This window comes from Duganella kummerowiae, assembly GCF_053572355.1.
Genome location: NZ_JBKFEH010000014.1, coordinates 1 through 24,106, shown reverse-complemented (window position 1 = coordinate 24,106; position 24,106 = coordinate 1). Strand labels below are relative to the sequence as shown.

General features: G+C 64.8%; 25 protein-coding genes and 3 tRNA genes. 22 read left to right on the top strand and 6 right to left on the bottom strand.

The genetic code is table 11. The features are described from left to right. The first annotated feature begins 4 nt into the window (after positions 1-4). The 12 genes from motA to ACLB1G_RS18280 all read left to right on the top strand — a co-directional run bounded on the left by motA (position 5) and on the right by ACLB1G_RS18280 (position 11,416). The gene (gene motA, locus ACLB1G_RS18335; RefSeq protein WP_491628674.1) at positions 5-865 is read left to right on the top strand and encodes a flagellar motor stator protein MotA; all 861 of its coding nucleotides are present in this window, start codon (positions 5-7) and stop codon (positions 863-865) included. A gap of 8 nt (positions 866-873) precedes the next feature. Continuing rightward, on the top strand, positions 874-1,821 hold the full coding sequence (gene motB / locus ACLB1G_RS18330; RefSeq protein ID WP_491628673.1) for a flagellar motor protein MotB: 948 nt from the start codon (positions 874-876) through the stop codon (positions 1,819-1,821). A 21-nt stretch (positions 1,822-1,842) separates the two neighbouring features. Beyond that, on the top strand, positions 1,843-2,391 hold the full coding sequence (locus ACLB1G_RS18325; RefSeq protein ID WP_491628672.1) for a chemotaxis protein: 549 nt from the start codon (positions 1,843-1,845) through the stop codon (positions 2,389-2,391). 63 nt (positions 2,392-2,454) lie between these two features. Then, on the top strand, positions 2,455-2,820 hold the full coding sequence (locus ACLB1G_RS18320) for a response regulator (protein ID WP_491628671.1): 366 nt from the start codon (positions 2,455-2,457) through the stop codon (positions 2,818-2,820). A gap of 25 nt (positions 2,821-2,845) precedes the next feature. Next, on the top strand, positions 2,846-5,050 hold the full coding sequence (cheA, locus tag ACLB1G_RS18315) for a chemotaxis protein CheA (protein WP_491628670.1): 2,205 nt from the start codon (positions 2,846-2,848) through the stop codon (positions 5,048-5,050). A gap of 24 nt (positions 5,051-5,074) precedes the next feature. After that, complete coding sequence (locus tag ACLB1G_RS18310; RefSeq protein WP_491628669.1) at positions 5,075-5,563, top strand: chemotaxis protein CheW; 489 nt, start codon at positions 5,075-5,077, stop codon at positions 5,561-5,563. A 79-nt stretch (positions 5,564-5,642) separates the two neighbouring features. Further along, positions 5,643-7,373, top strand: coding sequence for a methyl-accepting chemotaxis protein (locus tag ACLB1G_RS18305; RefSeq protein ID WP_491628668.1), 1,731 nt, complete (start codon positions 5,643-5,645; stop codon positions 7,371-7,373). Between the two features lie 55 nt (positions 7,374-7,428). Then, a complete protein-coding gene (locus tag ACLB1G_RS18300) occupies positions 7,429-8,286 on the top strand; it encodes a CheR family methyltransferase (protein ID WP_491628667.1) in 858 nt (285 codons plus the stop codon). An 8-nt stretch (positions 8,287-8,294) separates the two neighbouring features. Further along, a complete protein-coding gene (cheD, locus tag ACLB1G_RS18295) occupies positions 8,295-8,891 on the top strand; it encodes a chemoreceptor glutamine deamidase CheD (protein WP_491628666.1) in 597 nt (198 codons plus the stop codon). 28 nt (positions 8,892-8,919) lie between these two features. Beyond that, entirely contained in the window at positions 8,920-9,993 is a 1,074-nt protein-coding gene (locus ACLB1G_RS18290) for a protein-glutamate methylesterase/protein-glutamine glutaminase (protein WP_491628665.1), read from the top strand. A 134-nt stretch (positions 9,994-10,127) separates the two neighbouring features. Then, entirely contained in the window at positions 10,128-10,517 is a 390-nt protein-coding gene (gene cheY, locus ACLB1G_RS18285; RefSeq protein ID WP_008450066.1) for a chemotaxis response regulator CheY, read from the top strand. 401 nt (positions 10,518-10,918) lie between these two features. Beyond that, the gene (locus tag ACLB1G_RS18280) at positions 10,919-11,416 is read left to right on the top strand and encodes a YuxH family protein (protein ID WP_491628664.1); all 498 of its coding nucleotides are present in this window, start codon (positions 10,919-10,921) and stop codon (positions 11,414-11,416) included. Positions 11,417-11,960: 544 nt separating this feature from the next. Here the strand turns inward: ACLB1G_RS18280 and panC are convergent. The 3 genes from panC to ACLB1G_RS18265 are packed head-to-tail and all read right to left on the bottom strand — an operon-like array spanning position 11,961 to position 13,953. Then, positions 11,961-12,800, bottom strand: a complete 840-nt coding sequence (gene panC, locus ACLB1G_RS18275; RefSeq protein WP_491628663.1) for a pantoate--beta-alanine ligase — start codon at positions 12,798-12,800, stop codon at positions 11,961-11,963. A 34-nt stretch (positions 12,801-12,834) separates the two neighbouring features. Then, entirely contained in the window at positions 12,835-13,722 is an 888-nt protein-coding gene (locus ACLB1G_RS18270; protein ID WP_491628662.1) for a segregation and condensation protein A, read from the bottom strand. An 18-nt stretch (positions 13,723-13,740) separates the two neighbouring features. Then, positions 13,741-13,953, bottom strand: a complete 213-nt coding sequence (locus ACLB1G_RS18265; protein ID WP_491628661.1) for a DUF3460 family protein — start codon at positions 13,951-13,953, stop codon at positions 13,741-13,743. Positions 13,954-14,091: 138 nt separating this feature from the next. On the opposite strand from ACLB1G_RS18265, the gene ACLB1G_RS18260 reads away from it, so the two are divergent. Next, on the top strand, positions 14,092-14,994 hold the full coding sequence (locus ACLB1G_RS18260) for a DMT family transporter (RefSeq protein ID WP_491628660.1): 903 nt from the start codon (positions 14,092-14,094) through the stop codon (positions 14,992-14,994). Here the strand turns inward: ACLB1G_RS18260 and ACLB1G_RS18255 are convergent. Then, positions 14,991-15,899: a LysR family transcriptional regulator gene (locus ACLB1G_RS18255; protein ID WP_491628659.1), complete on the bottom strand. Its 909-nt coding sequence runs from the start codon at positions 15,897-15,899 to the stop codon at positions 14,991-14,993. The genes ACLB1G_RS18260 and ACLB1G_RS18255 overlap by 4 nt on opposite strands. Before the next feature lie 118 nt (positions 15,900-16,017). Here ACLB1G_RS18255 and ACLB1G_RS18250 point away from each other — a divergent pair, with 118 nt between their 5' ends. The 4 genes from ACLB1G_RS18250 (at position 16,018) to ACLB1G_RS18235 (ending at position 18,235) form a co-directional block, all read left to right on the top strand. Then, positions 16,018-16,638: a glutathione S-transferase family protein gene (locus ACLB1G_RS18250; protein ID WP_491628658.1), complete on the top strand. Its 621-nt coding sequence runs from the start codon at positions 16,018-16,020 to the stop codon at positions 16,636-16,638. Positions 16,639-16,755: 117 nt separating this feature from the next. After that, positions 16,756-17,697, top strand: coding sequence for a pyridoxamine 5'-phosphate oxidase family protein (locus ACLB1G_RS18245; RefSeq protein ID WP_491628657.1), 942 nt, complete (start codon positions 16,756-16,758; stop codon positions 17,695-17,697). A 119-nt stretch (positions 17,698-17,816) separates the two neighbouring features. Further along, entirely contained in the window at positions 17,817-18,035 is a 219-nt protein-coding gene (locus ACLB1G_RS18240) for a hypothetical protein (RefSeq protein WP_491628656.1), read from the top strand. A 26-nt stretch (positions 18,036-18,061) separates the two neighbouring features. Then, on the top strand, positions 18,062-18,235 hold the full coding sequence (locus ACLB1G_RS18235) for a hypothetical protein (protein ID WP_491628655.1): 174 nt from the start codon (positions 18,062-18,064) through the stop codon (positions 18,233-18,235). On the opposite strand, the gene ACLB1G_RS18230 is transcribed toward ACLB1G_RS18235, so the two are convergent. Beyond that, positions 18,232-18,711, bottom strand: coding sequence for a GNAT family N-acetyltransferase (locus ACLB1G_RS18230; protein WP_491628654.1), 480 nt, complete (start codon positions 18,709-18,711; stop codon positions 18,232-18,234). The genes ACLB1G_RS18235 and ACLB1G_RS18230 overlap by 4 nt on opposite strands. Positions 18,712-18,721: 10 nt before the next feature. Then, a complete protein-coding gene (gene metG / locus ACLB1G_RS18225) occupies positions 18,722-20,887 on the bottom strand; it encodes a methionine--tRNA ligase (protein WP_491628653.1) in 2,166 nt (721 codons plus the stop codon). Between the two features lie 134 nt (positions 20,888-21,021). Here metG and apbC point away from each other — a divergent pair, with 134 nt between their 5' ends. The 5 genes from apbC (at position 21,022) to ACLB1G_RS18200 (ending at position 24,105) form a co-directional block, all read left to right on the top strand. Next, positions 21,022-22,110 carry an iron-sulfur cluster carrier protein ApbC gene (gene apbC, locus ACLB1G_RS18220; protein ID WP_491628652.1) on the top strand — a complete coding sequence of 363 codons (1,089 nt, stop codon included), beginning with the start codon at positions 21,022-21,024 and terminating at the stop codon, positions 22,108-22,110. Positions 22,111-22,253: 143 nt separating this feature from the next. After that, a complete protein-coding gene (gene gltX, locus ACLB1G_RS18215; protein ID WP_491628651.1) occupies positions 22,254-23,654 on the top strand; it encodes a glutamate--tRNA ligase in 1,401 nt (466 codons plus the stop codon). A gap of 84 nt (positions 23,655-23,738) precedes the next feature. Then, positions 23,739-23,814: transfer RNA gene (locus ACLB1G_RS18210), tRNA-Ala, on the top strand. 29 nt (positions 23,815-23,843) lie between these two features. Then, positions 23,844-23,919: transfer RNA gene (locus ACLB1G_RS18205), tRNA-Glu, on the top strand. A 110-nt stretch (positions 23,920-24,029) separates the two neighbouring features. After that, a tRNA-Ala gene (locus ACLB1G_RS18200) sits at positions 24,030-24,105 on the top strand. The last annotated feature ends 1 nt before the right edge of the window (position 24,106 follow it).

Here is a 24,106-nt window from a genome sequence, read left to right as displayed (position 1 = left end):
GCACTTGTTAGTCATCATCGGATATGTGATTGTTCTGGCCGGCGTGTTCGGCGGCTATGCCGCCAGCGGCGGCCACCTGGCCGTGCTGTTCCAGCCGCTGGAACTGGTCATGATAGGCGGCGGCGCCATCGGCGCCTTCGTGGTCGGCAATAACGGCAAGGCCATCAAGGCCACCCTGGCGGCGCTGCCTACCCTGTTCAAGGGCTCGCGCTACACCAAGGACCTGTACATGGAGCTGATGTCGCTGCTGTTCGACGTGTTGTCCAAGGTCCGCAAGGAGGGCCTGATGTCGATCGAGGGCGATATCGAAAGCCCGGAAAACAGCCCGGTGTTCAGCAAGTACCCGACGGTGCTGCAGGACCACCATATCGTCGAATTCATGACCGACTACCTGCGCCTCATGGTGTCCGGCAACATGGATGCGTTCCAGATCGAGAACCTGATGGACAACGAGATCGAGACCCACCACCACGAGGGCGCCGTGCCGGCCCACTGCATCGCCAAGCTGGGCGACGGCCTGCCGGCCTTCGGCATCGTGGCGGCCGTGATGGGCGTGGTGCACACCATGGAATCGGTGGGCATCCCCCCGGCCGAGCTGGGCATCCTGATCGCACACGCCCTGGTCGGCACCTTCCTCGGCATTCTGCTGGCCTATGGCTTCATCGGCCCGCTGTCCAGCCTGCTGGAGCAGAAGCTGGAAGAATCGACCAAGATGTTCCAGTGCGTGAAAGTGACGCTGCTGGCCAGCCTGAATGGCTATGCGCCGGCGCTGGCGGTGGAATTCGGCCGCAAGGTGCTGTACTCGACCGAGCGCCCCACCTTCAGCGAGCTGGAAGACCATATCAAGAAGTCCAAGTCCAAATAAGGTGAACCATGGCTGAAGAAGGCCTGCGGCCGATTATCGTCAAACGCATCAAGAAGAGCGGCGGTGGCCACCACGGCGGCGCCTGGAAGATTGCGTATGCCGACTTCGTGACGGCCATGATGGCCTTTTTCCTGCTGATGTGGCTGCTGGGCTCCACCACCAAGGGCGACTTGAACGGCATCTCCGAATACTTCAAGACCCCGCTCAAGGTGGCCATGCAGGGCGGCTCGGGCAGCGGCGACAGCTCGTCCGTCATTCCCGGCGGCGGCAAGGACCTGACCCGGCGTGACGGCCAGGTCAACGCCAGCAGCGACCCCTCGGTCAAGAAGACCTACAACCTGACCGCCGCCAAGGCCGCGCTGGAGAAGGAGGAGGCGGGCCGCCTGCAGGCGCTCAAGGACAAGCTGGAAGCGCAGATCCTGGCCAACCCGCAGCTGCAGAAGTTCAAGGACCAGCTGCTGATGGACATCACCAGCGAAGGCTTGCGCATCCAGATCGTGGACGAGCAGAACCGCCCCATGTTCGCGCTGGCCAAGGCCGAGCTGCAGCCCTATACCAAGGAAATCCTGCACGAGATCGGCCGCGTGCTGAACGACGTGCCCAACAAGATAGGCTTGTCCGGCCACACCGATTCCACGCCCTACATGAGCGACGCCGGCTACAGCAACTGGGAATTGTCGGCCGACCGCGCCAACGCCTCGCGCCGCGAGCTGATCGTGGGCGGCATGGCCGACAACAAGGTGCTGCGCGTGGTGGGCCTGGCCTCGGCCGCCAACCTGGACCGGCAGGACCCGTTCAACCCGATCAACCGCCGCATCAGCATCATCGTGATGAACAAGCGCACCGAGGATGCGGTGTTGCGCGACAGCGGGCGCCAGATCGAAGTCGGCGCAGAGGATAGCGCCGCCGCCCCCGCAGCAGCGTCACCGGCCGCCGCACAGCGTCCCGGGAAGTAAGCCGCGGAACCAGAGACAGTTATGACAAGAAAAAAGATATTAGGCTCGCACGTCAAGCGCCTGCTGTCCGGCGTGTCGGACCACGGACGGCGCCACCTGACGGAGGTCGAGACCGATTTGATACAGACCGGCCTGCTGCTGGAGGAAGCGATCGAGAAGCTGTCCTACAACTTCATGGCCATCCACCAGGCGGTGCAGGCCGAGCAGGCCACCATCCAGCTGCTGCTGGACGGCGGCACGGCCAGCGCCGAGGCGCGCGCCAGGCTGGAGGCGCTCAGCGCCCAGGTCGGCCAGCATGTGAACGCGGCCATCACCAGCATGCAGTTCCAGGACATGACCAGCCAGCTGCTGGACCGCACCCTGAAACGCGTGACCGGGCTGCGCGAATTCCTGGGCACGCTGGGCGCGCATGGCGCCGAGATGCTGCCGGAAAGCGACAATGACACTATCGTGGAATTGCTGGGCAAGGTCAGCATGGCGCTGGCAATACAGAGTCTGGAACTGCGCAGCGTGCTGCGCAAGGCAGTGAGCCAAAAACACCTGGAAAGCGGCGACATCGAGCTGTTCTGACCGCCGACCGAACCTGAAATAACCGCGGGCCGCGCGCCCCGACCTTTATAAAGCGAGAGTGACATGGCCAAGACGATATTAGCAGTAGACGATTCCAGCTCCCTGCGCCAGATGGTGGCCTTCAGCCTGAAGGCGGCCGGTTACCAGGTGGTGGAGGCGGTGGATGGACAGGACGGCCTGGACAAGGCCAGGCAGCAGGCCGTGGACCTGGTGCTGACCGACCAGAACATGCCCAAGATGGACGGCCTGCAGCTGATCGCCGAACTGCGCGGCCTGCCCGCCTACCAGAAGACCCCGATACTGATGCTGACCACCGAATCCTCCGATGAGATGAAAGCCAAGGGCCGCGCCGCCGGCGCCAATGGCTGGCTGGTCAAGCCTTTCGATCCCCAGCGGCTGATCGAGGTCGTGAAAAAGGTCATCGGCTGAGCCGGCAATCAGACAGGGTATCACCATGACCATCGACATTAGCCAGTTCTACCAGGTCTTCTTCGACGAGGCCGAGGAGCTGCTGGCTGAAATGGAAAGGCTGCTGCTGGGCATAGACGTCGAGTCCCCGGATACCGAGGACTTGAACGCCGTGTTCCGCACCGCCCATTCCATCAAGGGCGGCGCTTCCACCTTCGGCGTCACCGACATGATAGAAGTCACGCACGTGCTGGAGACCTTGCTGGACCGCATCCGCAAGGGCGAGATGGCGCTCACCGCCGAGCACGTGGACGCCTTCCTGGCCGCCAAGGACATCCTCAAGATGCAGCTGGACGGGCACCGCAACGGCAGCGCCGTGGACCAGGACGCGGTGGGCGACGTGCGCATGATGCTGCAGTCGCTGTCGCAGGACGTGCCGGTGGCCGCCATGGCCCACGTGGCTTCGTTCGCGGCCGCGCCCGAGGCGAAATCGGTGGACCACAGCGGCGGCAGGCGCTACCGGCTGGAACTGCCGGCCATGGCGCACCGCGAGGTGACCGCGCTGGGTGCGGAACTCGGATTGATGGGCGAGGTGTCCATCACGCCGCTGGACCACGAGCGCAACGCCATGGTGGTCACCACCCACGAAAGCCTGGACGATATCCTGGCCATCTGCTCCTTCGTGGTCGACACCGACCAGATGACGGTGTCCGAACTGCCGGCCCTGAGCGAGGGCCAGGCCGCGCTGGAATCGGCCGAGCGGGCCCGGGTCGAGAATGCGTTGGGCTACGGCTTCTTCGATCCGGTCGCGCCCAAGGGGGCGGAGCAGGGCGAGGGCTATGGCTTCTTCCAGCCGCTGGACGAGATCCGCGCCAATGCCGATGCCGCCTCCGACGATGCGCGCGGCTACGGCTTCTTCCAGCCCATCGAGCAGATACGCGCCGCCGCCGGCATCGTGGCCGAGGCGCCCAGCGCCGCCGCCGTGCAGGAAGAGCAGGACAAGAAGCGCCGCAAGGAAGACAAGGAAAAGGCGGAAAAGAGCGGGGGCGGCGCCGGAAGCGCCGAATCGTCCTCGATCCGCGTATCGATCGAAAAGGTGGACCAGCTGATCAACCTGGTGGGCGAGCTGGTGATCACGCAAGCCATGATAGAGCAGCGCATCGACACCCTGGACCCCATGGTGCACCAGCGCCTGCTCAACAGCGTCAGCCAGCTGACCCGCAACACGCGCGACCTGCAGGAAGCCGTGATGTCGATCCGCATGATGCCCATGGACTTCGTGTTCTCGCGTTTCCCGCGCATGGTGCGCGACCTGGCCAACAAGATGGGCAAGAAGGTCGATTTCATCACCAACGGCGCCGCCACGGAACTGGACAAGGGCCTGATCGAGCGCATCGTCGATCCGCTCACGCACCTGGTGCGCAACTCGGTCGACCATGGCATCGAGACTCCGGCCGTGCGGCGCGCCGCCGGCAAGACCGACGCCGGCAGGCTGTTCCTGTCGGCAAGCCACCAGGGCGGCAACATCATCATCGAAGTGTCGGACGACGGCGCCGGCCTGAACCGTGAAAAAATCCTGGCCAAGGCGCAGCAGAACGGCCTGGCCGTGAGCGACTCCATGACCGACGCCGAAGTGTGGCAGCTGATCTTCGCGCCCGGCTTCTCGACCGCCGAGGTGGTGACCGACGTGTCCGGCCGCGGCGTGGGCATGGACGTGGTCAAACGGAATATCACGGCCATGGGCGGGGTGGTGGACATCCGCTCGGCCAAGGGCTTCGGCACCACCATCTCGATCTCGCTGCCGCTCACGCTGGCCATCCTGGACGGCATGTCAATCCGGGTCGGCGAGGAAGTCTACATCCTGCCGCTGGGCTTCGTGGTGGAATCGCTGCAGCCGGCGGCCGAGGATGTGAAGGAAATCAGCGGCAAGGGCCGGGTGGTCAAGGTACGCGGCGAATACCTGCCGCTGGTGCCGCTGCACCAGATGTTCGACATCACCCCCAACCACACCGATCCGACCCAGGGCATCGTGGTCATCATCGAGACCGAAGGGCGCAAGGCGGCCCTGTTCATCGACGACCTGGTGGGCCAGCAGCAGGTGGTGGTGAAGAACCTGGAATCCAATTACCGCAAGGTGGCCGGCATATCCGGCGCCACCATCCTGGGCGACGGCGGCGTGTCGCTGATCCTGGACGTGGCGGCGCTGATACGTTCGGCGCGCCAGCTGGCAGACGAATCGATTTTTTCCTGATCCAACAACCTTTAGGGTGACACCATGGCAGACCTCCTTCCCAGCGCGGCCAGCGACATCGCCGGACGCGAATTCCTGGCCTTCAAGCTCGGCTCCGAGGAATACGGCATCGACATCCTGAAGGTGCAGGAAATTCGCGGCTACGAGGCGGTGACCCGCATCGCCAACGCGCCCGAATTCATCAAGGGTGTGATCAACCTGCGCGGCATCATCATCCCGGTGGTGGACATGCGCATCAAGTTCCACCTGGGCCAGGCCACCTACGACCAGTTCACCGTGGTGATCATCCTCAATATCGGCGGACGGGTGGTGGGCATGGTGGTGGACGCCGTGTCGGACGTCACCAGCCTGGCGGCGGACCAGCTCAAGCCGGCGCCGGAAATGGGCAGCAGCTTCAGTTCCGACTACATCATCGGCCTGGGCACCATAGCCGAGCGCATGCTGATCCTGGTCGATATCGACCGCCTGATGTCCAGCCCGGAAATGGGCTTGTCGGAACAATTGGCCGCCTAGGCGCACGCGCAGCACAAGATAGATAACAAGATAGATAACAAGATAGATAACAAGCGGGAAGCAAGGGGGAGAACGGAACATGAATCTGCGCGACTTCAAGATAGGCGTGCGTCTAGGCATGGGGTTTGGCAGCATACTGCTGATACTGGTCGCGATGGTTATCCTGACCAACATCCTTAACCACAACAACAAGTCCAGCCTGAACCATGGCCTGGCCCAGGCCGACGCCAAGAGCCTGCAGGCCGGCGCCATGAAAAGCGCGATGCTGGAAACCGGTATCGCCATGCGCAATATCGGCCTGCAGTCGGACGTCAGCCTGATGCAGAAGGAAGAAGCCAAGGTCAAGGAGCAGCGCGCCCGCTACGACAAGGCCCTGAACCAGCTGAAAACCCTGGGGGTGACGGACCAGGAAAAGAAAATCCTCGATGAGCTGGCCGCCACCGATGCCCAGACCGATGCCGCCTTCAAGGAAGCCATCGGCCAGATCCTGGCCTTCAACACCGAGGGCGGCACCAAGATCATCGCCGGCCGCATCGACCCCCTGAGCAGCCAGAGCCTGGTCCTGATCAACAAGCTGGTCGAGCTGCAGCACACCGCCTCGCAGGACGTGATGGACGGTTCGGTGGCCGCCGACCGCCGCCTGATGCTGCTGCTGTTCGGCCTGGGCGCCGTGGCGGTGGGCCTGGGCGTGGTGTGCGCTGCGGTCATCACCCGCTCCATCGTGGGGCCGCTGTCGGGCGCCGTGGCAGTGGCGCAGAAGGTGGCCAGCGGCGAGCTGACCTCGCAGGTGGAAGTGGAGGGCAAGGATGAAACCAGCGAACTGCTGCAGGCGCTCAAGGACATGAATTCCAGCCTGGCCCTTACCGTGGGCGAGGTGCGCGAGGGTAGCGAATTGATCACCACGGCCTCGCAGGAAATCGCTTCCGGCAACGCCGACCTGTCGGCCCGCACCGAGTCGCAGGCCAGCTCGCTGGAGGAAACCGCCAGCTCCATGGAGGAACTGACCTCCACCGTGCGCCAGAACGCCGACAATGCGCGCCAGGCCAACCAGCTGGCGGTGTCGGCGTCCTCGGTGGCGGAAAAGGGCGGCAGCGTGGTGTCCCAGGTGGTCGAGACCATGGGCTCGATCAAGGAAAGCTCGCGCAAGATTTCCGACATCATCGGCGTGATCGACGGCATCGCGTTCCAGACCAATATCCTGGCCCTGAACGCGGCGGTGGAAGCGGCCCGTGCGGGCGAGCAGGGCCGTGGTTTCGCGGTGGTGGCGTCCGAGGTGCGCAACCTGGCCCAGCGCTCGGCCGGCGCCGCCAAGGAAATCAAGGAACTGATAGGCGATTCCGTCACCAAGGTGGACAATGGCAGCAAGCTGGTGGACGAGGCCGGCCAGACCATGGAGCTGATCGTCACCTCCATCAAGCAAGTGGCCGACATCATGGGCGAGATCACGGCCGCCACCCAGGAACAGAGCAACGGCATCGAGGAAGTCAACCGCGCCATAGGCCAGATGGATGAAATGACGCAGCAGAACGCGGCCCTGGTGGAGCAGGCCGCCGCCGCCGCCGAGAGCATGCAGGAGCAGGCCATCAAGCTGGCCGCAGCGGTCAGCATCTTCAAGCTGTCGCATGACGGGCAGCGCCGCGCCGCCGCGCCAGCGCCTGTGCCGGCCGCGCCCAAGCCGTCGCCCAAGGCCGTGGCCAAGCCGGCCGTGGCCAAGCCGGCCAGCCGCGCGGTGGCGGTGGCCGCACCGGCCCCGGCTGCGAAAAAGCAGGCCACAGCAGCCCCGTCCGGCGACGAATGGGAAGAGTTTTGAAGTAACATCGGCACTGCCGGCCAGGCATTGTTCCAGTCACCAAAGGATTTAACAAATGCCGCAGACTAAAGACACGGTCAAGGAATTCGACTTTCACGCGCGCGACTTCGAGCGCGTGCGCGCGCTGATCTACAAGCGCGCCGGCATCTCGCTGGCCGACAGCAAGCAGGAGATGGTTTACAGCCGCCTGGCGCGCCGCCTGCGCGCCACCGGCATCTCGTCCTTTGCCAAGTACCTGGACGAGCTGGAAGCCGGCCACCTGGGCGAGGAGTGGGAAGCCTTCACCAATGCGCTGACCACCAACCTGACGTCGTTCTTCCGCGAAGCCCACCATTTTCCGCTGCTGGCCGAACACATCAGGAACAAGCGCGAACCGCTCAGCATCTGGTGCTCGGCCAGTTCGACCGGCGAGGAACCATATTCGATCGCCATGACGGTGTGCGAAACCTTCAACACGCTCACGCCCAACTGCCAGATCATCGCGACCGACATCGACACCAACGTGCTGGCCACGGCCGCCAATGGCGTCTACACCATGGACCGGCTGGACAAGATGTCAGCCGAGCGCCAGCGCCGCTTTTTCCTGAAAGGGAAGGGCGACCGCGAGGGCATGGTGCGGGTGCGCAACGAGCTGCGCAACATGATCACCTTCAAGCAGCTCAACCTGCTGGCCGACGGCTGGCCCGTGAGCGGCCAGTTCGACGCCATCTTCTGCCGCAATGTGATGATTTACTTCGACAAGGCCACCCAGCGCAAGATCCTGTCGCGCTTCGTGCCCATGATGAAGCCGGATGCACTGCTGTTTGCCGGGCATTCCGAGAACTTCCTGTACGTGTCGGAATCGCTGAAACTGCGCGGCAAGACCGTGTACGAACTGGACGATGCGGCCGCGTCGGCCCGCAAACGTCCCTAGGAGCGCACATGGACCTGGAACAATTCGCCACCAATGTGTATTACGACCGGACCTTCGACTGCGAGGCTGCCAAGATACTGCCCGGGGAATATTATTTCACCAACAAGGACATGCTGATCGTGACCGTGCTGGGGTCCTGCGTGTCAGCCTGCATACGCGACCGCACCACCGGCCTGGGCGGCATGAACCACTTCATGCTGCCGGACGGCGGCGGCGAAAGCGGCCCGGCCTCGGCCTCCGCGCGCTACGGCAGCTACGCCATGGAAATCCTGATCAATGACCTGCTCAAGGCCGGCGCCAAGCGCGAGAACATGGAAGCCAAGGTGTTTGGCGGCGGCGCCGTGCTCAAGGGCTTCACCGCCATCAACGTGGGCGAGCGCAACGCAGCCTTCGTGCTCAATTTCCTCAAGACGGAGCGCATCCGCGTGGTGGCCGAGGACTTGAACGACATCCACCCGCGCAAGGTATATTTCTTTCCGCGCAGCGGCAAGGTGCTGGTCAAGAAGCTGATGCAAAGCCATAACGACACCCTGGCCAAGCGCGAAATCGAATACGCCAGCCGGCTCAAGAAGGCGCCGGTGGGGGGCGAAGTGGATCTGTTCTGATAGGGTGTGTCCCGGAAAGTAGCGTTTTATGAACAAAATCAAAGTGGTGATCGTGGATGACTCGGCGCTGATACGCAGCGTGATGAGCGAGATCGTCAACAGCCAGCCCGACATGGAGGTGGTCGGCACCGCGCCCGATCCGCTGGTGGCGCGCGAGCTGATCAAGCAAACCAATCCCCACGTGCTGACCCTGGACGTGGAAATGCCGCGCATGGATGGACTGGATTTCCTGGAAAAGCTGATGCGCTTGCGGCCCATGCCGGTGGTGATGGTGTCCTCGCTGACCGAGCGCGGCTCGGAAATCACCATGCGGGCGCTGGAACTGGGCGCGGTCGACTTTGTCACCAAGCCCAAGATCTCGATCCAGGCCGGGATGCGCGAATACACCGAGCTGATCACCGACAAGATACGCGCCGCCGCCAAGGCCAGGGTGCGCGCCCGCACCCTGCCGCAGCCGGGCGCCGACGGCGCGGCCCCGCTGCCGGCCCTGCGCAACCCGCTGATGTCGTCGGAAAAGCTGATCATCATCGGCGCCTCCACCGGCGGCACCGAGGCGATCCGCGAATTCCTCATGCAGATGCCGTCCGACTGCCCCGGCATCCTGATCACCCAGCACATGCCGGAAGGCTTCACCCGCTCGTTTGCCAAACGCCTGGACACGCTGTGCAAGATTTCGGTGCAGGAGGCCCAGGGCAACGAACGCGTGCTGCCGGGCCACGCCTACATCGCACCCGGCCATTCGCACCTGTACCTGACCCGCAGCGGCGCCAACTACATGACCCGTATCGACCAGGCCGAGCCGGTCAACCGGCACCGGCCGTCGGTGGACGTGCTGTTCCGTTCGGCGGCGCAGGCGGCCGGCAAGAACGCGGTCGGTGTTATCCTGACCGGCATGGGCAAGGATGGCGCGGCCGGCATGCTGGAGATGAAAAATGCCGGGGCGTATAATTTTGCCCAGGACGAAGCCAGCTGCGTCGTGTTCGGGATGCCGCGCGAGGCCATTGCCGTGGGCGCCGCGCACGAAATCGGTGCGTTGCAGGCCTTGCCGGGGATGGTGCTCGGTTACCTTGCACAACACGGCATGCGGGCGTTGCGGGTGTAACATGGTGGCAGTGGCGTCAACTGACGTTTTACTGCTACTTTGTTCGCGTTGCCGCAACGAAAATGCTATGCTACAACTTGCTGGCACTTGCAGGCATTATTAAATAACCGCGTAGAGAAACAACGGAGTAATTCATGGCTGATCCGAAGATGAAATTTTTGGTTGTTGACGATTTTTCGACGATGCGACGCATCGTCCGGAATCTGTTAAAAGAACTGGGTTATGCCAACGTCGACGAGGCAGAGGACGGCGTCATGGCGCTGGCCAAGCTGCGCGCCGAATCGTTCGACTTCGTCGTGTCGGACTGGAACATGCCTAACATGGACGGCCTGACCATGCTGCAGAACATACGCGCCGATCCCGCCCTGGCCAAGTTGCCGGTGCTGATGGTGACCGCCGAAGCCAAGAAGGAAAACATCATCGCGGCGGCCCAGGCCGGCGCCAATGGCTATGTGGTGAAGCCGTTCACCGCCGCCACCCTGGACGAAAAGCTCAACAAGATCTTCGAGAAGCTGGGCGCCTGAGGCGGTCAGCGGCTGCCGCCGCCAGGGCCTGCGTATGACGCGGCGCACAGGCCCTGGTCCCCATCATGCACCAGACCCACTTCCTCGTCCGCGAGGCCCTGCTTGATCCGCGCCAGCGTGTGGCCGGGTATGGACTGGGCAGGCAGCAGCCGGCCGGGGCCGTCCCCTCGGCGGACGGGCTGTAGCGTTGCTCGGCTTGGTCACCGCCAGGTGCGGGGCGGCGAGCTGGGCTGGCTGCTACGTCACAAAATCCTGTTCCTGCAGGCCGTCCCGGCCATGCTGTCCACCGATGCCCTGCACCGGCTGCCGCCCGAGCGCACCGTGCTGTCGATACGCACCAGCGAGCTGGCCCATCCCGATACCCTCGCGGCCGTGCAGGCGCTGCGCGCCGGCGGCGTGGCGTGCTGCTGCGCGAGGCCGACCTGGCGCGCATCGGCAGCCGCCTGCCCTCCATCTGTTCCTATGTGGAAGTCAAGTGCTCGGGCGCCGATAAGGCGGCCCAGGCCCGTGTGTATGCCGGTCTCAAGCACAGCAGCGTGCCCATGGTGGGTCGTCCCGTGTCCACCTGGGCCGATTTCGACGCCAGCGCCGCGCTGGGGCTGGACGCCTTTGTCGGCAAGCTGCATCTCACGCCGCGTCCCGGCAACCATGCCAGGGGGCTGAACCCCGCCCAGGCCCTGGTGCTGCAACTGATGCATATGGTGCAGCAAAATGCCGACATTGCCCAGGTCGAAGCCGCGCTGGGCCAGGGCGAGGCCGAGCAGGTTTTCGTGGCCGGCATGTTTTCGCTGCTGGACCGGCTGCTGGGCATCCCCATGGCGGAGGTGCTGGACAGCGTACAGCTGTCGGAGGATGTGGTGGCGGCCCTGCTGACGCGCGGCGGCAAGTACGGCCCCTAACTGGCGCTGGCCGAGGCCTGCGAACTGAATTCCCACCTGGTGTCCTTGCTGGCGGCCTCGCTCAAGCTGAGCCCGCTGGAAGTCAACCAGGCACATCTGTCAGCCCTGGCCTGGGCCCAGAACGTGGCGGATTGACACCGGCTTGCGGCGGGACAAACGCAGGCGCGGACCGGGTTGACAGCGGCTGCCGTGCGGCCGATCATGGTTTGATGAACAGCCCCGAGGACAATTCGCACCTGAAGGATTACCTGGACGCACGGCTTGATGCGGCCCAGACCGGCACCAGTGCGCAGATCGCCAGCGTGCGCGCCGATACGGACGTGCGCTTCGTGCAGGCCGATTCCAAGATCGACGCATTACGGGCTGACATGAATGTCCGCTTCGCTCAAATGGAAGCCAAGATGGAAGCCGGCTTTAACAATATGCTGCGCTGGATGGTGGCGATGTTCCTTGCTTTTACGACCGTGAACATCACGGTCATGGCCTTCCTGATCAACAACGCCATTCCCAGGGTGGCGGCGCCGGCGCCGCCCGTTCCCAAGGCTCAGATTTCCAGGTTGTCGATCAAGCGCGTGGTGCCCAGCTTGGCGGCGGCCAGCACCACCAGCGGCGTGCCCTGCGCCAGGTCGCCGGCGTTGGGCGGCTGCAAATCGGCGCGCTTGCGGATCGAAATATAGTCCGGCTTCCAGCCGCGCTTGGCCAGGTCGTCCATGGCCCGGTGCTCCAGCTGGAACACGTCCAGGTGGCCGGCGCGCATCTCGTTGGCGACGAAGTTCAGGCTCTGGAACAAAGCCGGCGCTTCGGCGCGCTCCGCTTCCGACAGATACATATTGCGCGACGACAGCGCCAGTCCATCCTCGGCGCGGTAGGTCTCGGCGCCGATGATCTCGGTCGGCAGCGCGAACTGGCGCGCCATGTTACGCACGATCATGAGCTGCTGGTAATCCTTCTTGCCGAACACCGCCACGCGCGGCTGCACGCAGGAAAACAGCTTGGTCACCACGGTGCACACGCCGTTGAAGAAGCCGGGGCGGAATTCGCCTTCCAGCGTGTTGCCCAGGCCGTCCGGCGGCTGCACGCGGTATTCCTGCGGCTCCGGGTACAGGTCTTTCTCGGTGGGCGCGAACAGCACGTACACGCCTTCCTTTTCCAGCTTCTCGACGTCGGCCTGGAAGGTGCGCGGGTATTTCTCGAAGTCCTCGTTGGGGCCGAACTGCAGGCGGTTGACGAAGATGGAGGCCACCACCGGGTCGCCATGCTTGCGCGCCAGGCGCATCAGCGAGAGGTGGCCCTCGTGCAGATTGCCCATGGTCGGAACGAATGCGGTGCGCAGTTGGCCGCTGAGTTGGTCGCGCAGTTCTTGGATGGTGGTGATGATTTTCATGTCATGGAGCGCGGAGGCGCTGGTTCGTGCCGGCCTAGGCCGGCGAGTAGGCCAGCCGCACGTAGATCGGTGCGAACGGCTCGGCCTGGGTGATTTCAATCAGGGTTTCCTTGGCCAGCTCCAGCAGGGCGACAAAATTGACCACCACCACCGGCACCCCGCCACCGGGCTCGAACAGCTCGGCGAATTCGACGAAGCGCGATGACTGCAGGCGGCGCAGGATGGCGGTCATGTGCTCGCGCACCGACAATTCCTCGCGGCTGATCTTGTGGTGCTGGGTGAGCTTGGCGCGCTTGAGCAGGTCGGCCCAGGCTTGCCGCAGGTCGTCCGCATCCACGTGCGGCCAGGCCGTCACCAGGCTTTGCTCGATGTGGATCTGGGTACGGACCACGTCGCGCCCGACTTGCGGGATGGCGTTGAGGTCGTGGGCGGCCAGCTTGATCTGCTCGTATTCGAGCAAGCGCCGCACCAGTTCCGCGCGCGGGTCTTCGCTGTCCACTTCCAGGTCGTGCTGGCGCTGCGGCAGCAGCATGCGCGACTTGATCTCGATCAGCATGGCGGCCATCAGCAGGTACTCGGCGGCCAGCTCCAGGTTGGACAAGCGGATCTGGTCCACGTACTGCAGGTATTGCAGCGTGACCTGGGCCATGGGGATGTCGAGGATGTTGAAGTTCTGCTTGCGTATCAGGTACAGCAGCAGGTCCAGCGGGCCTTCGAAGGCTTCCAGGAACACTTCCAGCGCATCGGGCGGGATGTAGAGGTCGGTGGGCAGTTGCAGCATGGGCTCGCCGTACAGGCGGGCCAGCGCGGCCTCGGTGGTCTTGTCGGCCGGGGCAGGCTGTGCGGGACCGGTCTCGGCGGGGGCCGGGACGGCAAGTGGTTCCGGCGGCGTTTCCACGCCGGCCGCTTGTTCTGGCAACATCCCTGCCGTCCCCGAAGCTTAGAGCTTGTTCTGGTACACGTAAGCCTGTTGCTTGACAGCCGATTCGCGCAGGCGCTGCTGGTCGGCCAGCGAGGTCGAGGGACGGTCCCACAGCAGGGCGCGGCCTTCCTGCTGGCGCTGGTCGATGCCCGGATCTTTTTCCTTCAGCGCCTTGATGAACAGGGTGTGCTCGGATTCGTACTTGCGATGTTGTTTGAAAAGCAGTTTCATGGGATGTGATGGAATAGTATCGACAACTGGTTATTTTACCGCGTGCGGGGCGGCGGCGGTAATTCTATCTTTGCCACAGCGGGGCCGCCGGGAATGGCGTATGCTCTCGGCTCCGTTGTTGCATACCTGTCACACTTTATGACGATACGACTGTCGCCGCGCGCCGCCTTCCTGCTGACTGTGGCTCCTTTGCTGTGGGCCGGCAATGCGGTGGTAGGACGCATGGTGCATGGCATGGTGCCGCCGGTGCTGCTCAACTTCCTGCGCTGGGGCATCGCCTTCCTGATCCTGCTGGCGCTGGCGGGACCGCAACTGTGGCGCGCCGGCGGGCTGTGGCCGCACTGGCGCCGCTACGCGCTGCTGGGCCTGCTCGGCATAGGCTTGTACAACGCACTGCAGTACATGGCGCTGACTACCTCCACCCCCATCAATGTGACGCTGGTGGCCTCCGGCATGCCGGTGTGGATGATGCTGACCGGCTGGGTGTGGTTCGGCGTGGCCATCTCGCGGCGCCAGGTGGCGGGCGCGGTCCTGTCCATTATCGGCGTGCTGATCGTGCTGGCGCGCGGCGAGTGGCGCCATGTGCTGGAGCTGCGCCTGGTGGCGGGCGACCTGTTCATGATACTGGCCACCATCGCGTGGTCCTTCTACAGCTGGCTGCTGATGCGCACCACGGAGCCGGCCGCCGTGCGCGCCGACTGGGCCGCCTTCCTGCTGGCCCAGGTGGGCTTTGGCGCGCTGTGGTCGGGCGGCTTCGCGCTGGCCGAGCAGGCGCTGGGCGCGGCGCCGGTACAGTGGAGCTGGCAGCTGGGCGCGGCGCTGGCCTATGTGGCGGTGTTCCCTGCCGTGATCGCCTTCCGCTGCTGGGGCGAGGGCGTGCGGCTGGCCGGGCCGGCCATCGGCAGCTTCTTTGTCAACCTGACGCCGTTGTTCACGGCGCTGCTGTCCTCGCTGCTGCTGGGCGAGCCGCCGCATGGCTATCACGCGGCGGCGTTCGCGCTGATCGTGGGCGGCATCGTGGTGTCTTCGCGCGGGCGCTAGTCGGCGCCCACGGCCTGGCGCAGGGCATCGATGAAGACGCGTACTTTCCGGGCCTGGTGGCGGGTGGCCGGATAGATGGCGTGGATGTCGCCGCGCGCCAGCGTCCACTCGGGTAGCAGCTTGACCAGGCGGCCGGCCGCCAGGTCGTCCCCGACCAGGAAACCGGTGGCCATCAGCACGCCGTCGCCAGCCAGGGCGGCGGCGCGGCAGGCATAGGCGGTGTTGGTGGCGAATACCGTGTTCTGCATGCGTACCGTGCGCTGCGTACCGTCGGTATGGGTCAGGCTGAAGCTGTAAGGCTGGGGCAGCACGGTGAGGGCGATGTGGGGCAGGGCGGCCAGCTGTTCCAGGCTGCCCGGCCGGCCGTGGCGGGCGATGAAGTCCGGACTGGCCACCAGCCAGCGCGCAAAGCTGCCCACGCGCGCGGCCATGTGGCCGGAATCGGCCAGGCGGCCCAGGCGCACCGCCACGTCCACGCCTTCGGCGATCAGGTCGACCAGGCTGTCGCCGCACACCAGTTCCACCTTCAATGCGGGATAGCGCGCCCGCAGGCGCGCCAGCAAGGGCGCCACCACCATCACGCCATAGTCGATGGCGGCGGCCACCCGCAGCGTGCCTTGCGGCGCCTCCAGGCCGGTGCGGGCTTCGGTGATGGCCTGTTCGGCGGCGGCCAGCAGCTGGCGGCTGGAGTCATGGAAGCGGCGGCCCGCATCGGTCAGGCTGAGGCGGCGCGTGGAGCGCGCCAGCAGGCTGACGCCCAGCTCGGCCTCCAGTAATTGCATGTGCTTGCTGACCATGGATTTGGCCAGGCCCAGGCGTGCGGCGGCAGCCGTCAGCGATCCCGTTTCAATCACGGTGACGAAGATGCGCAAGCGGTTCAGGTTGACGGTGCCGAGGTCTGCCATGGTGATCGTATTATGCGCGATTGTGCACTTTAAGTGAACTCTGATTGCGTGGGCGGGCAGCTTATCGAGCGCCGCCGGGCTGCCTATACTCGGTCCATCCACCCACTCACAGGAGCGCATGATGATCACCTTGTACGGTTTCCCCTTGTCCGGCCACAGCCACCGCGTCCAGCTGCTGCTCAATCTGCTGCAACTGCCATTCGAGTTCGTGGCGGTCGACCTCAAGGGCGGGGAGCACAAGCGCGCGCCCTTCCTGGCGCTTAATCCGCACGGCGAGGTGCCGGTGCTGCGCGATGGCGACGTGGTGCTGGCCGATTCCACCGCCATCCTGGTGTACCTGGCGTCCAAATATGACCGGAGCGGGCGCTGGCTGCCACGTGAGCCGGTGGCGGCAGCCAAGGTGCAGCAGTGGCTGTCCACGGCGTCCGGCAAGATCGCCTACGGCCCGGCGGCGGCGCGGCTGGTGACTGTGTTCGGCGCGCCGCTGGACCACGAGCGCGCGCTGTCCATCGCGGGCCGGGTGCTGCCGGTGCTGGACGCGGAACTGGCCGGGCGCGACTTCGTGCTGGGCCAGCATCCCAGCATCGCCGACGTGGCGGGCTACAGCTATATCGCCCATGCGCCGGAGGGCGGGGTGTCGCTGCAGCCGTATCCCCACCTGCGGGCCTGGCTGGCGCGCATCGAGGCGCTGCCGGGCTTCGTGCCCATGGTGACCAGCCGTGCCGGCCTGGTAGCGTAGGAGGCCGGCATGGACACCATCAGCCACTCCGCCGCGACGCCTGGTACGCGGACATCCGCATTGGCCGGTACTGCGCCGCCCAGCGCAGTACCGCTCGCTGCGGCGCCTGCGCAACCCATGCCCGCCGCAATGCCAGCCGCGCCGCATGAGCCCTTCCACGCCGGCGAGCGCGCCTTGCAGCAGCGCGAAGGCATGCGCGAGGCGATGGAGCGCGTCGGCCGCATTGCCGTGCGCGACTACATGCCTGAGCAGCACCGCGAGTTCTACGCCGAGCTGCCATTTTTCCTGCTCGGTGCCCGCGGCCGCGACGGCCAGCCCTGGGCCACCGTGCTGGTGGGCGAACCGGGCTTCGTCAGCAGCCCCGATGAGCGCAGCCTGGCGGTAGCGGGCGGCTGGCTGGCCGGCGATCCGCTGGCGTCCCGGCTGCGCGTTGGCGACCAGGTCGGCGGGCTGGGACTGGCGCCGATGACACGGCGGCGCAACCGCGTCAACGGCGTGATCGAGCACATGGATGGCGGCGTCATGCGCATCGCCGTACGCCAGAGCTTTGGCAACTGCCCGAAATACATCCAGAACCGGCAGCAGTCGCCGCGCGGCGAGGAGGCAGCGGTGGAAGTAAGCAGCAGCGCCCTATTGACTGCGAAGGACCGCGAACTGATCGCCCGCGCCGACACCTATTTCATCGCCAGCGCCCACGCCGATTCGGGCGCAGACGTGTCGCACCGGGGCGGGCGGCCGGGCTTCGTGCGGGTGGAGGAAGACGGCACGCTGACCGCGCCTGAATTCGCCGGCAACCACTTCTTCAACACGCTGGGGAATCTGCTGGAGGATGGCCGCGCCGGCCTGCTGTTCATCGACTTCGAACGCGGCGACCTGCTGCACCTGGCGGTGGAGGCCGGGATCATCTGGGACGGCCCGGAAGTGGGGCAATTCGCGGGAGCGGAACACCTGCTGCGCTTCCACGTGCGCGAGGCGGTGCGCCGCAGCGGCGCGCTGCCATGGCGCTGGAGCGCGCCGGTGGCGTCGCCCCATCTGGAGCGCACCGGAGTTTGGATTTAGCCGAGCGGCTGGTGCTGACAAGTGGTCCAGCACCAGTATTTGGGCATTGTCAATGCGACCATATTCTCAGCTCGTATAGTGTCACTTCTGTGTGATTAACCACGTTAAGGAGCGATAACATGAAGGAACTGAATTGCACCGAAATGCTATTCGTGGCTGGCGGTATGGGAAGTCGGGGCCAGGTGGCACCCGTGGATACGCCATGCGCCAATGCGGTCATTGGCGGCGCGATTGGAGGAAGCATTGCCGGTTCTGCTGGCGGTGCGGTAGGCGCTTTGCTTGGCGCGCTGGGCGGCGCTATCGCAGGAGCGATAGCCGCCGGCCAGAGCTGCCGCTGAGCCTCCTTATTTGCCGGGAGATGAACATGCCATTCGTTAAAATTGCTGTTCTGGGCACGCTGGGCGGCGCTGCTGCCTGGGTGGTGGCCGATCCGCATCACGTCGATACCGGTCTGCTGGGAGCCTGCCTGCTGGGAGGCTGGGCGATATCCGCAGTTGCGGGCGTCGTGCACCATCGCCTGAAACGACATTCCGCTTAACTGCGCAGCTGGCGCCGCATCACCAGCGGCGCCGGTTCGAGCGGATTGGCGTCGGTGTATTCCAGTTCCTCGGCCAGTTCGAATTCGTAGGCAGCGTAGAAGTCGATCAGCTTGGGCTGGTCGGCGCGTACCGCCAGACGGATTTCTTCCACGCCGCAGGTCTGGGCGTGGTGCACCACCGCTTCCAGCAGATGCTGCGACAGATTGCTGCCGCGCCAGCGGGGCAGCACGCCCATGCGCTTGACTTCCCAGATGTCGTGCACGCCGTCCAGCGGGCACCAGCGCACCGAGCCCACCGGTTCATGATCGATTTCCAGCACGAAGCCGCCGCCGTCGCGCAGGTGCTGTCTGACCTGCACGGCTGTCTCGCGGTGGCCGCTGGAGGTGACGGCCACCTTGTTGGACCAGGCCGCGCGGGTCAGGTCCGCGATCAGCCTGGCATCGTCATCGTTGGCTTCGCGCACCACGACGTTCATGCGGCGGCCCTTAGCGGATGCGCATGCCCGGCTCGGCGCCCGGCCACGGGTTGAGGATGTAGATGCCCGGATTGGCCTTTTCGTCGGCGGCCGACGCGGCCAGCACCATGCCCTCGGACACGCCGAACTTCATCTTGCGCGGCGCCAGGTTGGCCACCAGCACGGTCAGCTTGCCGACCAGGTCTTCCGGCTGATACATGGACTTGATGCCGGAGAAGACGTTGCGGTGGCGGCCTTCGCCCACGTCCAGGGTCAGGCGCAGCAGCTTGTCCGAGCCTTCCACGTGTTCGCAGTTGACGATCCTGGCGATGCGCAGGTCGACCTTGACGAAATCGTCGATGGAGATTTCCGGCGCCAGCACTTCGATGCCGGTCTCGGTGACGGCGGGCGCGGCGGCCTTGGCCGGCTTGGCGGCTTTCTCGGCCTTGGCGGCGGGAGCTGCGGGGGCCGCTGCAGCCGCGTTGGGAGCGTCGAACAAATCCTCGATCATCTTGGCGTCCACGCGCGTCATCAGGTGGCTGTAGGCGCCGATGGTGCGGCCCAGCATGGACTGCCACACGGCGCCGCTGGCCACGTCGGTATCGCTCCACACGGGTGCGCCGTCGTTGAGGAACTCGCGCACCTTGGCGGCCACGCCCGGCAGCACCGGCGACAGCAGGATGCTGAGCTGGCGGAACAGGATCAGGGCCGCGGTGCAGACGTTGTGCAGCTCGGCGACCTTGCTGTCATCCTTGGCCAGTATCCACGGCTTGTTCTCGTCCACGTACTGGTTGGTGATGTCGGCGATTTCCATGATCTCGCGCAGGGCCTTGCCGAATTCGCGGCTGTCGAAGTTGGCGGCGATATTGGCCTGGCGCTCCACGCCCTCGGGCGTGACCAGGGCGCGCTTGATCCAGGCCTGGGCGTTGTCGGACAGGCTGGAAGCGAGCTTGCCGTCGAACTTCTTGGTGATGAAGCCGGCGCAGCGCGAGGCGATGTTGACGTACTTGCCGATCAGGTCGGAATTGACGCGGGCCACGAAGTCCTCGCCGGTGAAGTCCAGGTCTTCCACCTTGGAGTTCAGCTTGAAGGCGATGTAGTAGCGCAGCCATTCCGGGTTCATGCCCAGGTTCAGGTAGCGCAGCGGCGAGATGCCGGTGCCGCGCGACTTGGACATTTTCTCGTTGTTGACGGTCAGGTGGCCGTGCACATTGACCTTCAGCTTGTCGATCACCGGGTGGCCGGCGAACTTCAGCATGGCGGGCCAGAACAGCAGGTGGAAGGAGACGATGTCCTTGCCGATGAAGTGGATCTGCTCGGCGGCCGGGTCGTTCAGGAAGCTGTCGAAATCCATGCCTTTCTTGCTGAAGTAGTTCTTCAGCGAAGCCAGGTAGCCGACCGGGGCGTCCAGCCAGACGTAGAAGAACTTGCCCGGCGCGTCAGGAATCGGGATGCCGAAATAGGGCGCGTCGCGCGAGATATCCCAGTCGGCCAGCTTTTCGCCGGCCTCGCCCAGCCATTCGGAGACCTTGTTGACCATTTCCGGCTGCAGGCGGCCGGGCGTGTTCAGCCAGTCCTTCAGGAACTGGTAGCAGCGCGGGTCGGACAGCTTGAAGAAATACTGTTCCGAATCCTTGAGCACCGGGGTGGCGTTGGTGAACACGGAGAACGGGTTGATGAGTTCGGTCGGCTGGTAGGCGGCGCCGCACACTTCGCAATTGTCGCCGTACTGGTCCTTGGCGTGGCACACCGGGCATTCGCCCTTGATGTTGCGGTCGGCCAGGAACATGCCCTTCACGGGGTCGTAGAAACGCGGCACCACCTTGGTCTGTATCAGGCCGGCGTCGCGCAGCTTGCGGTAGATGCCCTGCGACAGCTCGACGTTTTCCGGCGAATCGGTGGAATACCAGTTGTCGAAGGCGATATGGAAGCCGTCCAGGTATTGGGCGCGGCCGGCCGCGATCTTGGCCACGAATTCCTGGGGCGTGATGCCTTCCTTCTCGGCCGCGATCATGATGGGGGTGCCGTGGGTGTCGTCGGCGCCCACGAAGTGGACTTCGCGCAGGCTGTCGCCGTCGCGCTGCATTCGCTGGAAACGGACCCAGATGTCGGCCTGGATGTACTCCATCATGTGGCCAATATGGAAGGCGGCGTTCGCGTAGGGCAGGGCGGTGGTGACAAACAGCTTGCGGGTCATGGTCTCGACGTCTAGGGTGGGTAAAAGGGACATTTTACCAGCCGAACGGGCGGCTGCGCATGGGCGGCCGCGCCGGGGCGGCCATTTTGCGCTAGACTGCGGCCATTCAAGTGCACGGAAACCCGGAGAATTACATGAGCATCACAGTCGAAGACGTCAAGGCGGCCTTGTCCAAATTGATAGATCCAAATACAACAAAGGACTATGTCAGCGGCAAGGCGGTCAAGAACCTGAAGGCCGAAGGCGGTGCGGTCAGCGTCGATATCGAACTGGGCTATCCGGCCCTGAGCCAGCACGCCGGCATCCGCCAGCAGGTGACGCAGGCGCTGTCGGCGCTGCCGGGCGTGGGCTCGGTCAACGTCAATGTCTACAGCAAGATCATTTCGCACACCGTGCAGCGCGGGTTGAAGCTGCTGCCGGGCGTGAAGAATATCGTGGCGGTGGCCTCGGGCAAGGGCGGCGTGGGCAAATCGACCACGGCGGTCAACCTGGCGCTGGCGCTGGCGGCCGAGGGCTCCACGGTCGGCATCCTGGACGCCGACATTTATGGCCCGTCGCAGCCCATGATGCTGGGCGTGTCCGGCCGTCCCGAGACGCGCGATGGCAAGACCATGGAACCGCTGACCTCGCACGGCCTGCAGGTATCGTCGATCGGCTTCCTGATCGATCCGGATGAGCCCATGGTGTGGCGCGGCCCCATGGTGACCCAGGCCCTGCAGCAGCTGCTGGAGCAGACCAACTGGAGCGACCTTGATTATTTGATCGTCGATATGCCGCCCGGTACCGGCGACATCCAGCTGACCCTGTCGCAGAAGGTGCCGGTGACCGGTGCGGTGATCGTCACCACGCCGCAGGACATCGCCCTGCTGGACGCGCGCAAGGGCTTGAAGATGTTCGAAAAGGTCGGCATCCCGATTTTGGGCGTGGTGGAAAACATGAGCACCCACACCTGCTCGAACTGCGGCCATACCGAGGAAATCTTCGGCCATGGCGGCGGCGAGAAGATGTGCCGCGACTTCAATGTCGACTTCCTGGGCGCGCTGCCGCTGACCATGGCGATACGCGAACAGACCGATTCCGGCAAGCCCACCGTGGTGGCCGAACCGGACGGCGCCGCCGCCCAGGCTTACAAGGCGATCGCCCGCAAGGTGGCGGTCAAGATCGCCGAGAAGGCCAAGGACATGAGCAGCAAATTCCCCACCATCGTCATCAAGAACGACTGATGGGCGCGGCCGCGGCGCCTGCGCGGCGTGGCGGCCGGCCAGCGTTTGGCCAGCGGGGGCGGCGGCGGCCATCGGCCCGGCTGGCAGGGGCCGGGCCGGTGGCGGTAAAATAGCCGTTTTATATCTCGGCTTTTGCACAACCAATGACCACCGCACCCGTCCGCACCCGCTTCGCCCCCAGCCCGACCGGCTATCTGCACCTGGGCGGCGCCCGCACCGCGCTGTATTCCTGGGCCTTTGCCCGCCACCACGGCGGCACTTTCGTACTGCGCATCGAGGATACCGACCTGGAGCGTTCCACCCCGCAAGCCGTGCAAGCCATCATCGACGGCATGCAGTGGCTGGGCCTGAACCACGACGAGGGCCCGTACTACCAGATGCAGCGCATGGACCGCTACCGCGAAGTGGTGGTCCAGATGCTGGAGCAGGGCACGGCCTACCATTGCTATTGCTCTCCGGAAGAAGTACAGGAAATGCGCGACCGCGCCATGGCTGCCGGCCAGAAGCCCCGCTACGACGGCACCTGGCGCCCGGAACCGGGCAAGGTCCTGCCCGCCATTCCGGAAGGCCGCAAGCCGGTGGTGCGCTTCAAGAACCCGCTGGACGGCGAAGTGAGCTGGGACGATTTCGTCAAGGGCACCATCACCATCGCCAACAAGGAGCTGGACGACCTGGTCATCGCCCGCCCGGACGGCACGCCCACCTATAACTTCTGCGTCGCCGTCGACGACTGGGACATGAAGATTTCCCACGTGCTGCGCGGCGACGACCACGTCAACAACACCCCGCGCCAGATCAACATCCTGCGCGCCATCGGCGCCCCGCTGCCGCTGTACGGCCACCTGCCCATGATACTGGGCTCCGACGGCGCCAAGATGTCCAAGCGCAAGGACGCCGTCAACGTCATGCAATACCCGGCCGAGGGCTACCTGCCGGAAGCCATCCTGAACTACCTGGCGCGCCTGGGCTGGAGCCATGGCGATGAGGAAGTATTCTCCATGGAGCAGCTGTGCCAGTGGTTCGACGGCAGCCACCTGTCCAACTCGGCGGCCCAGTTCAACATCGAAAAGCTGAACTGGCTGAACAACCACTACATCAAGCAGGCCGACAACGGACGCCTGGCCGGGCTGGCCCAGCCGCGCATGCTGGCCAATGGCGCCGTGTTCGACGGCGCGCCGTCGCTGCCGGCCGTGCTGGGCCTGATGAAGGAACGCGTCTACACCGTCAATGAGCTGGCCGACGCCGCCATGCTGTTCTTCCGCGAGCCGCAGCCGGATGCCGCCCTGCTGGCCCAGCACCTGACGGACGCCGTCAAGCCTGCCCTGGCCCAGTTCGCCGAGCGCGTGCAGACGGTGGACTGGACCAGGGAAGCGCTGTCGGCCCTGCTCAAGGAAGTGCTGGCCGCCAACGGCCTGAAGATGCCGCAGATCGCCATGCCGCTGCGTTTGATCGTCACCGGCCAGCTTCAAACCCCGGCCATCGACGCCGTGCTGGCGCTGTTCAGCCGCGAGGCGATTGTGGCGCGCCTGGCACGTTTTGCCTGAGGGGGAATTAAACCCGCAGCAAAGTTGCAAAAGGGTATTTGCATCCTGCGGAGCCTTTGCTATAATTCTGGCTCTGCAGCACACGGGGGTATAGCTCAGCTGGGAGAGCGCTTGCATGGCATGCAAGAGGTCAGCGGTTCGATCCCGCTTACCTCCACCAGTGTGGCAGATGTAGTACGGTAGTCCAGGGTCCCCATCGTCTAGAGGCCTAGGACATCACCCTTTCACGGTGAGTACCGGGGTTCGAATCCCCGTGGGGACGCCAGTAGTAGCGAGTTGTAAAGCAGTAGGTCGTTGTTGTACTGATTGTTTTTAAGGTTTAAAACAAGTAGTCTGACAAGGGTCGCGCAAGCGACTTTTTTGTTTCTGTGCCCAGGGGGTATAGCTCAGCTGGGAGAGCGCTTGCATGGCATGCAAGAGGTCAGCGGTTCGATCCCGCTTACCTCCACCAA

Excerpts from the sequence above, each read along its gene's own strand:
- ACLB1G_RS18260 (WP_491628660.1), top strand. The coding sequence starts at position 14,092 with ATGACGATACGACTGTCGCCGCGCGCCGCCTTCCTGCTGACTGTGGCT.
- cheY (WP_008450066.1), top strand. The coding sequence starts at position 10,128 with ATGGCTGATCCGAAGATGAAATTTTTGGTTGTTGACGATTTTTCGACG.
- ACLB1G_RS18230 (WP_491628654.1), bottom strand. The coding sequence starts at position 18,711 with ATGAACGTCGTGGTGCGCGAAGCCAACGATGACGATGCCAGGCTGATC.
- cheA (WP_491628670.1), top strand. The coding sequence starts at position 2,846 with ATGACCATCGACATTAGCCAGTTCTACCAGGTCTTCTTCGACGAGGCC.
- ACLB1G_RS18290 (WP_491628665.1), top strand. The coding sequence starts at position 8,920 with ATGAACAAAATCAAAGTGGTGATCGTGGATGACTCGGCGCTGATACGC.
- apbC (WP_491628652.1), top strand. The coding sequence starts at position 21,022 with ATGAGCATCACAGTCGAAGACGTCAAGGCGGCCTTGTCCAAATTGATA.
- ACLB1G_RS18245 (WP_491628657.1), top strand. The coding sequence starts at position 16,756 with ATGCCCGCCGCAATGCCAGCCGCGCCGCATGAGCCCTTCCACGCCGGC.
- panC (WP_491628663.1), bottom strand. The coding sequence starts at position 12,800 with ATGAAAATCATCACCACCATCCAAGAACTGCGCGACCAACTCAGCGGC.
- motB (WP_491628673.1), top strand. The coding sequence starts at position 874 with ATGGCTGAAGAAGGCCTGCGGCCGATTATCGTCAAACGCATCAAGAAG.
- cheD (WP_491628666.1), top strand. The coding sequence starts at position 8,295 with ATGGACCTGGAACAATTCGCCACCAATGTGTATTACGACCGGACCTTC.
- ACLB1G_RS18300 (WP_491628667.1), top strand. The coding sequence starts at position 7,429 with ATGCCGCAGACTAAAGACACGGTCAAGGAATTCGACTTTCACGCGCGC.
- ACLB1G_RS18310 (WP_491628669.1), top strand. The coding sequence starts at position 5,075 with ATGGCAGACCTCCTTCCCAGCGCGGCCAGCGACATCGCCGGACGCGAA.
- ACLB1G_RS18265 (WP_491628661.1), bottom strand. The coding sequence starts at position 13,953 with ATGAAACTGCTTTTCAAACAACATCGCAAGTACGAATCCGAGCACACC.
- ACLB1G_RS18250 (WP_491628658.1), top strand. The coding sequence starts at position 16,018 with ATGATGATCACCTTGTACGGTTTCCCCTTGTCCGGCCACAGCCACCGC.
- ACLB1G_RS18235 (WP_491628655.1), top strand. The coding sequence starts at position 18,062 with ATGCCATTCGTTAAAATTGCTGTTCTGGGCACGCTGGGCGGCGCTGCT.
- gltX (WP_491628651.1), top strand. The coding sequence starts at position 22,254 with ATGACCACCGCACCCGTCCGCACCCGCTTCGCCCCCAGCCCGACCGGC.
- ACLB1G_RS18305 (WP_491628668.1), top strand. The coding sequence starts at position 5,643 with ATGAATCTGCGCGACTTCAAGATAGGCGTGCGTCTAGGCATGGGGTTT.
- ACLB1G_RS18240 (WP_491628656.1), top strand. The coding sequence starts at position 17,817 with ATGAAGGAACTGAATTGCACCGAAATGCTATTCGTGGCTGGCGGTATG.
- ACLB1G_RS18270 (WP_491628662.1), bottom strand. The coding sequence starts at position 13,722 with ATGTTGCCAGAACAAGCGGCCGGCGTGGAAACGCCGCCGGAACCACTT.
- metG (WP_491628653.1), bottom strand. The coding sequence starts at position 20,887 with ATGACCCGCAAGCTGTTTGTCACCACCGCCCTGCCCTACGCGAACGCC.
- ACLB1G_RS18320 (WP_491628671.1), top strand. The coding sequence starts at position 2,455 with ATGGCCAAGACGATATTAGCAGTAGACGATTCCAGCTCCCTGCGCCAG.
- ACLB1G_RS18325 (WP_491628672.1), top strand. The coding sequence starts at position 1,843 with ATGACAAGAAAAAAGATATTAGGCTCGCACGTCAAGCGCCTGCTGTCC.
- ACLB1G_RS18255 (WP_491628659.1), bottom strand. The coding sequence starts at position 15,899 with ATGGCAGACCTCGGCACCGTCAACCTGAACCGCTTGCGCATCTTCGTC.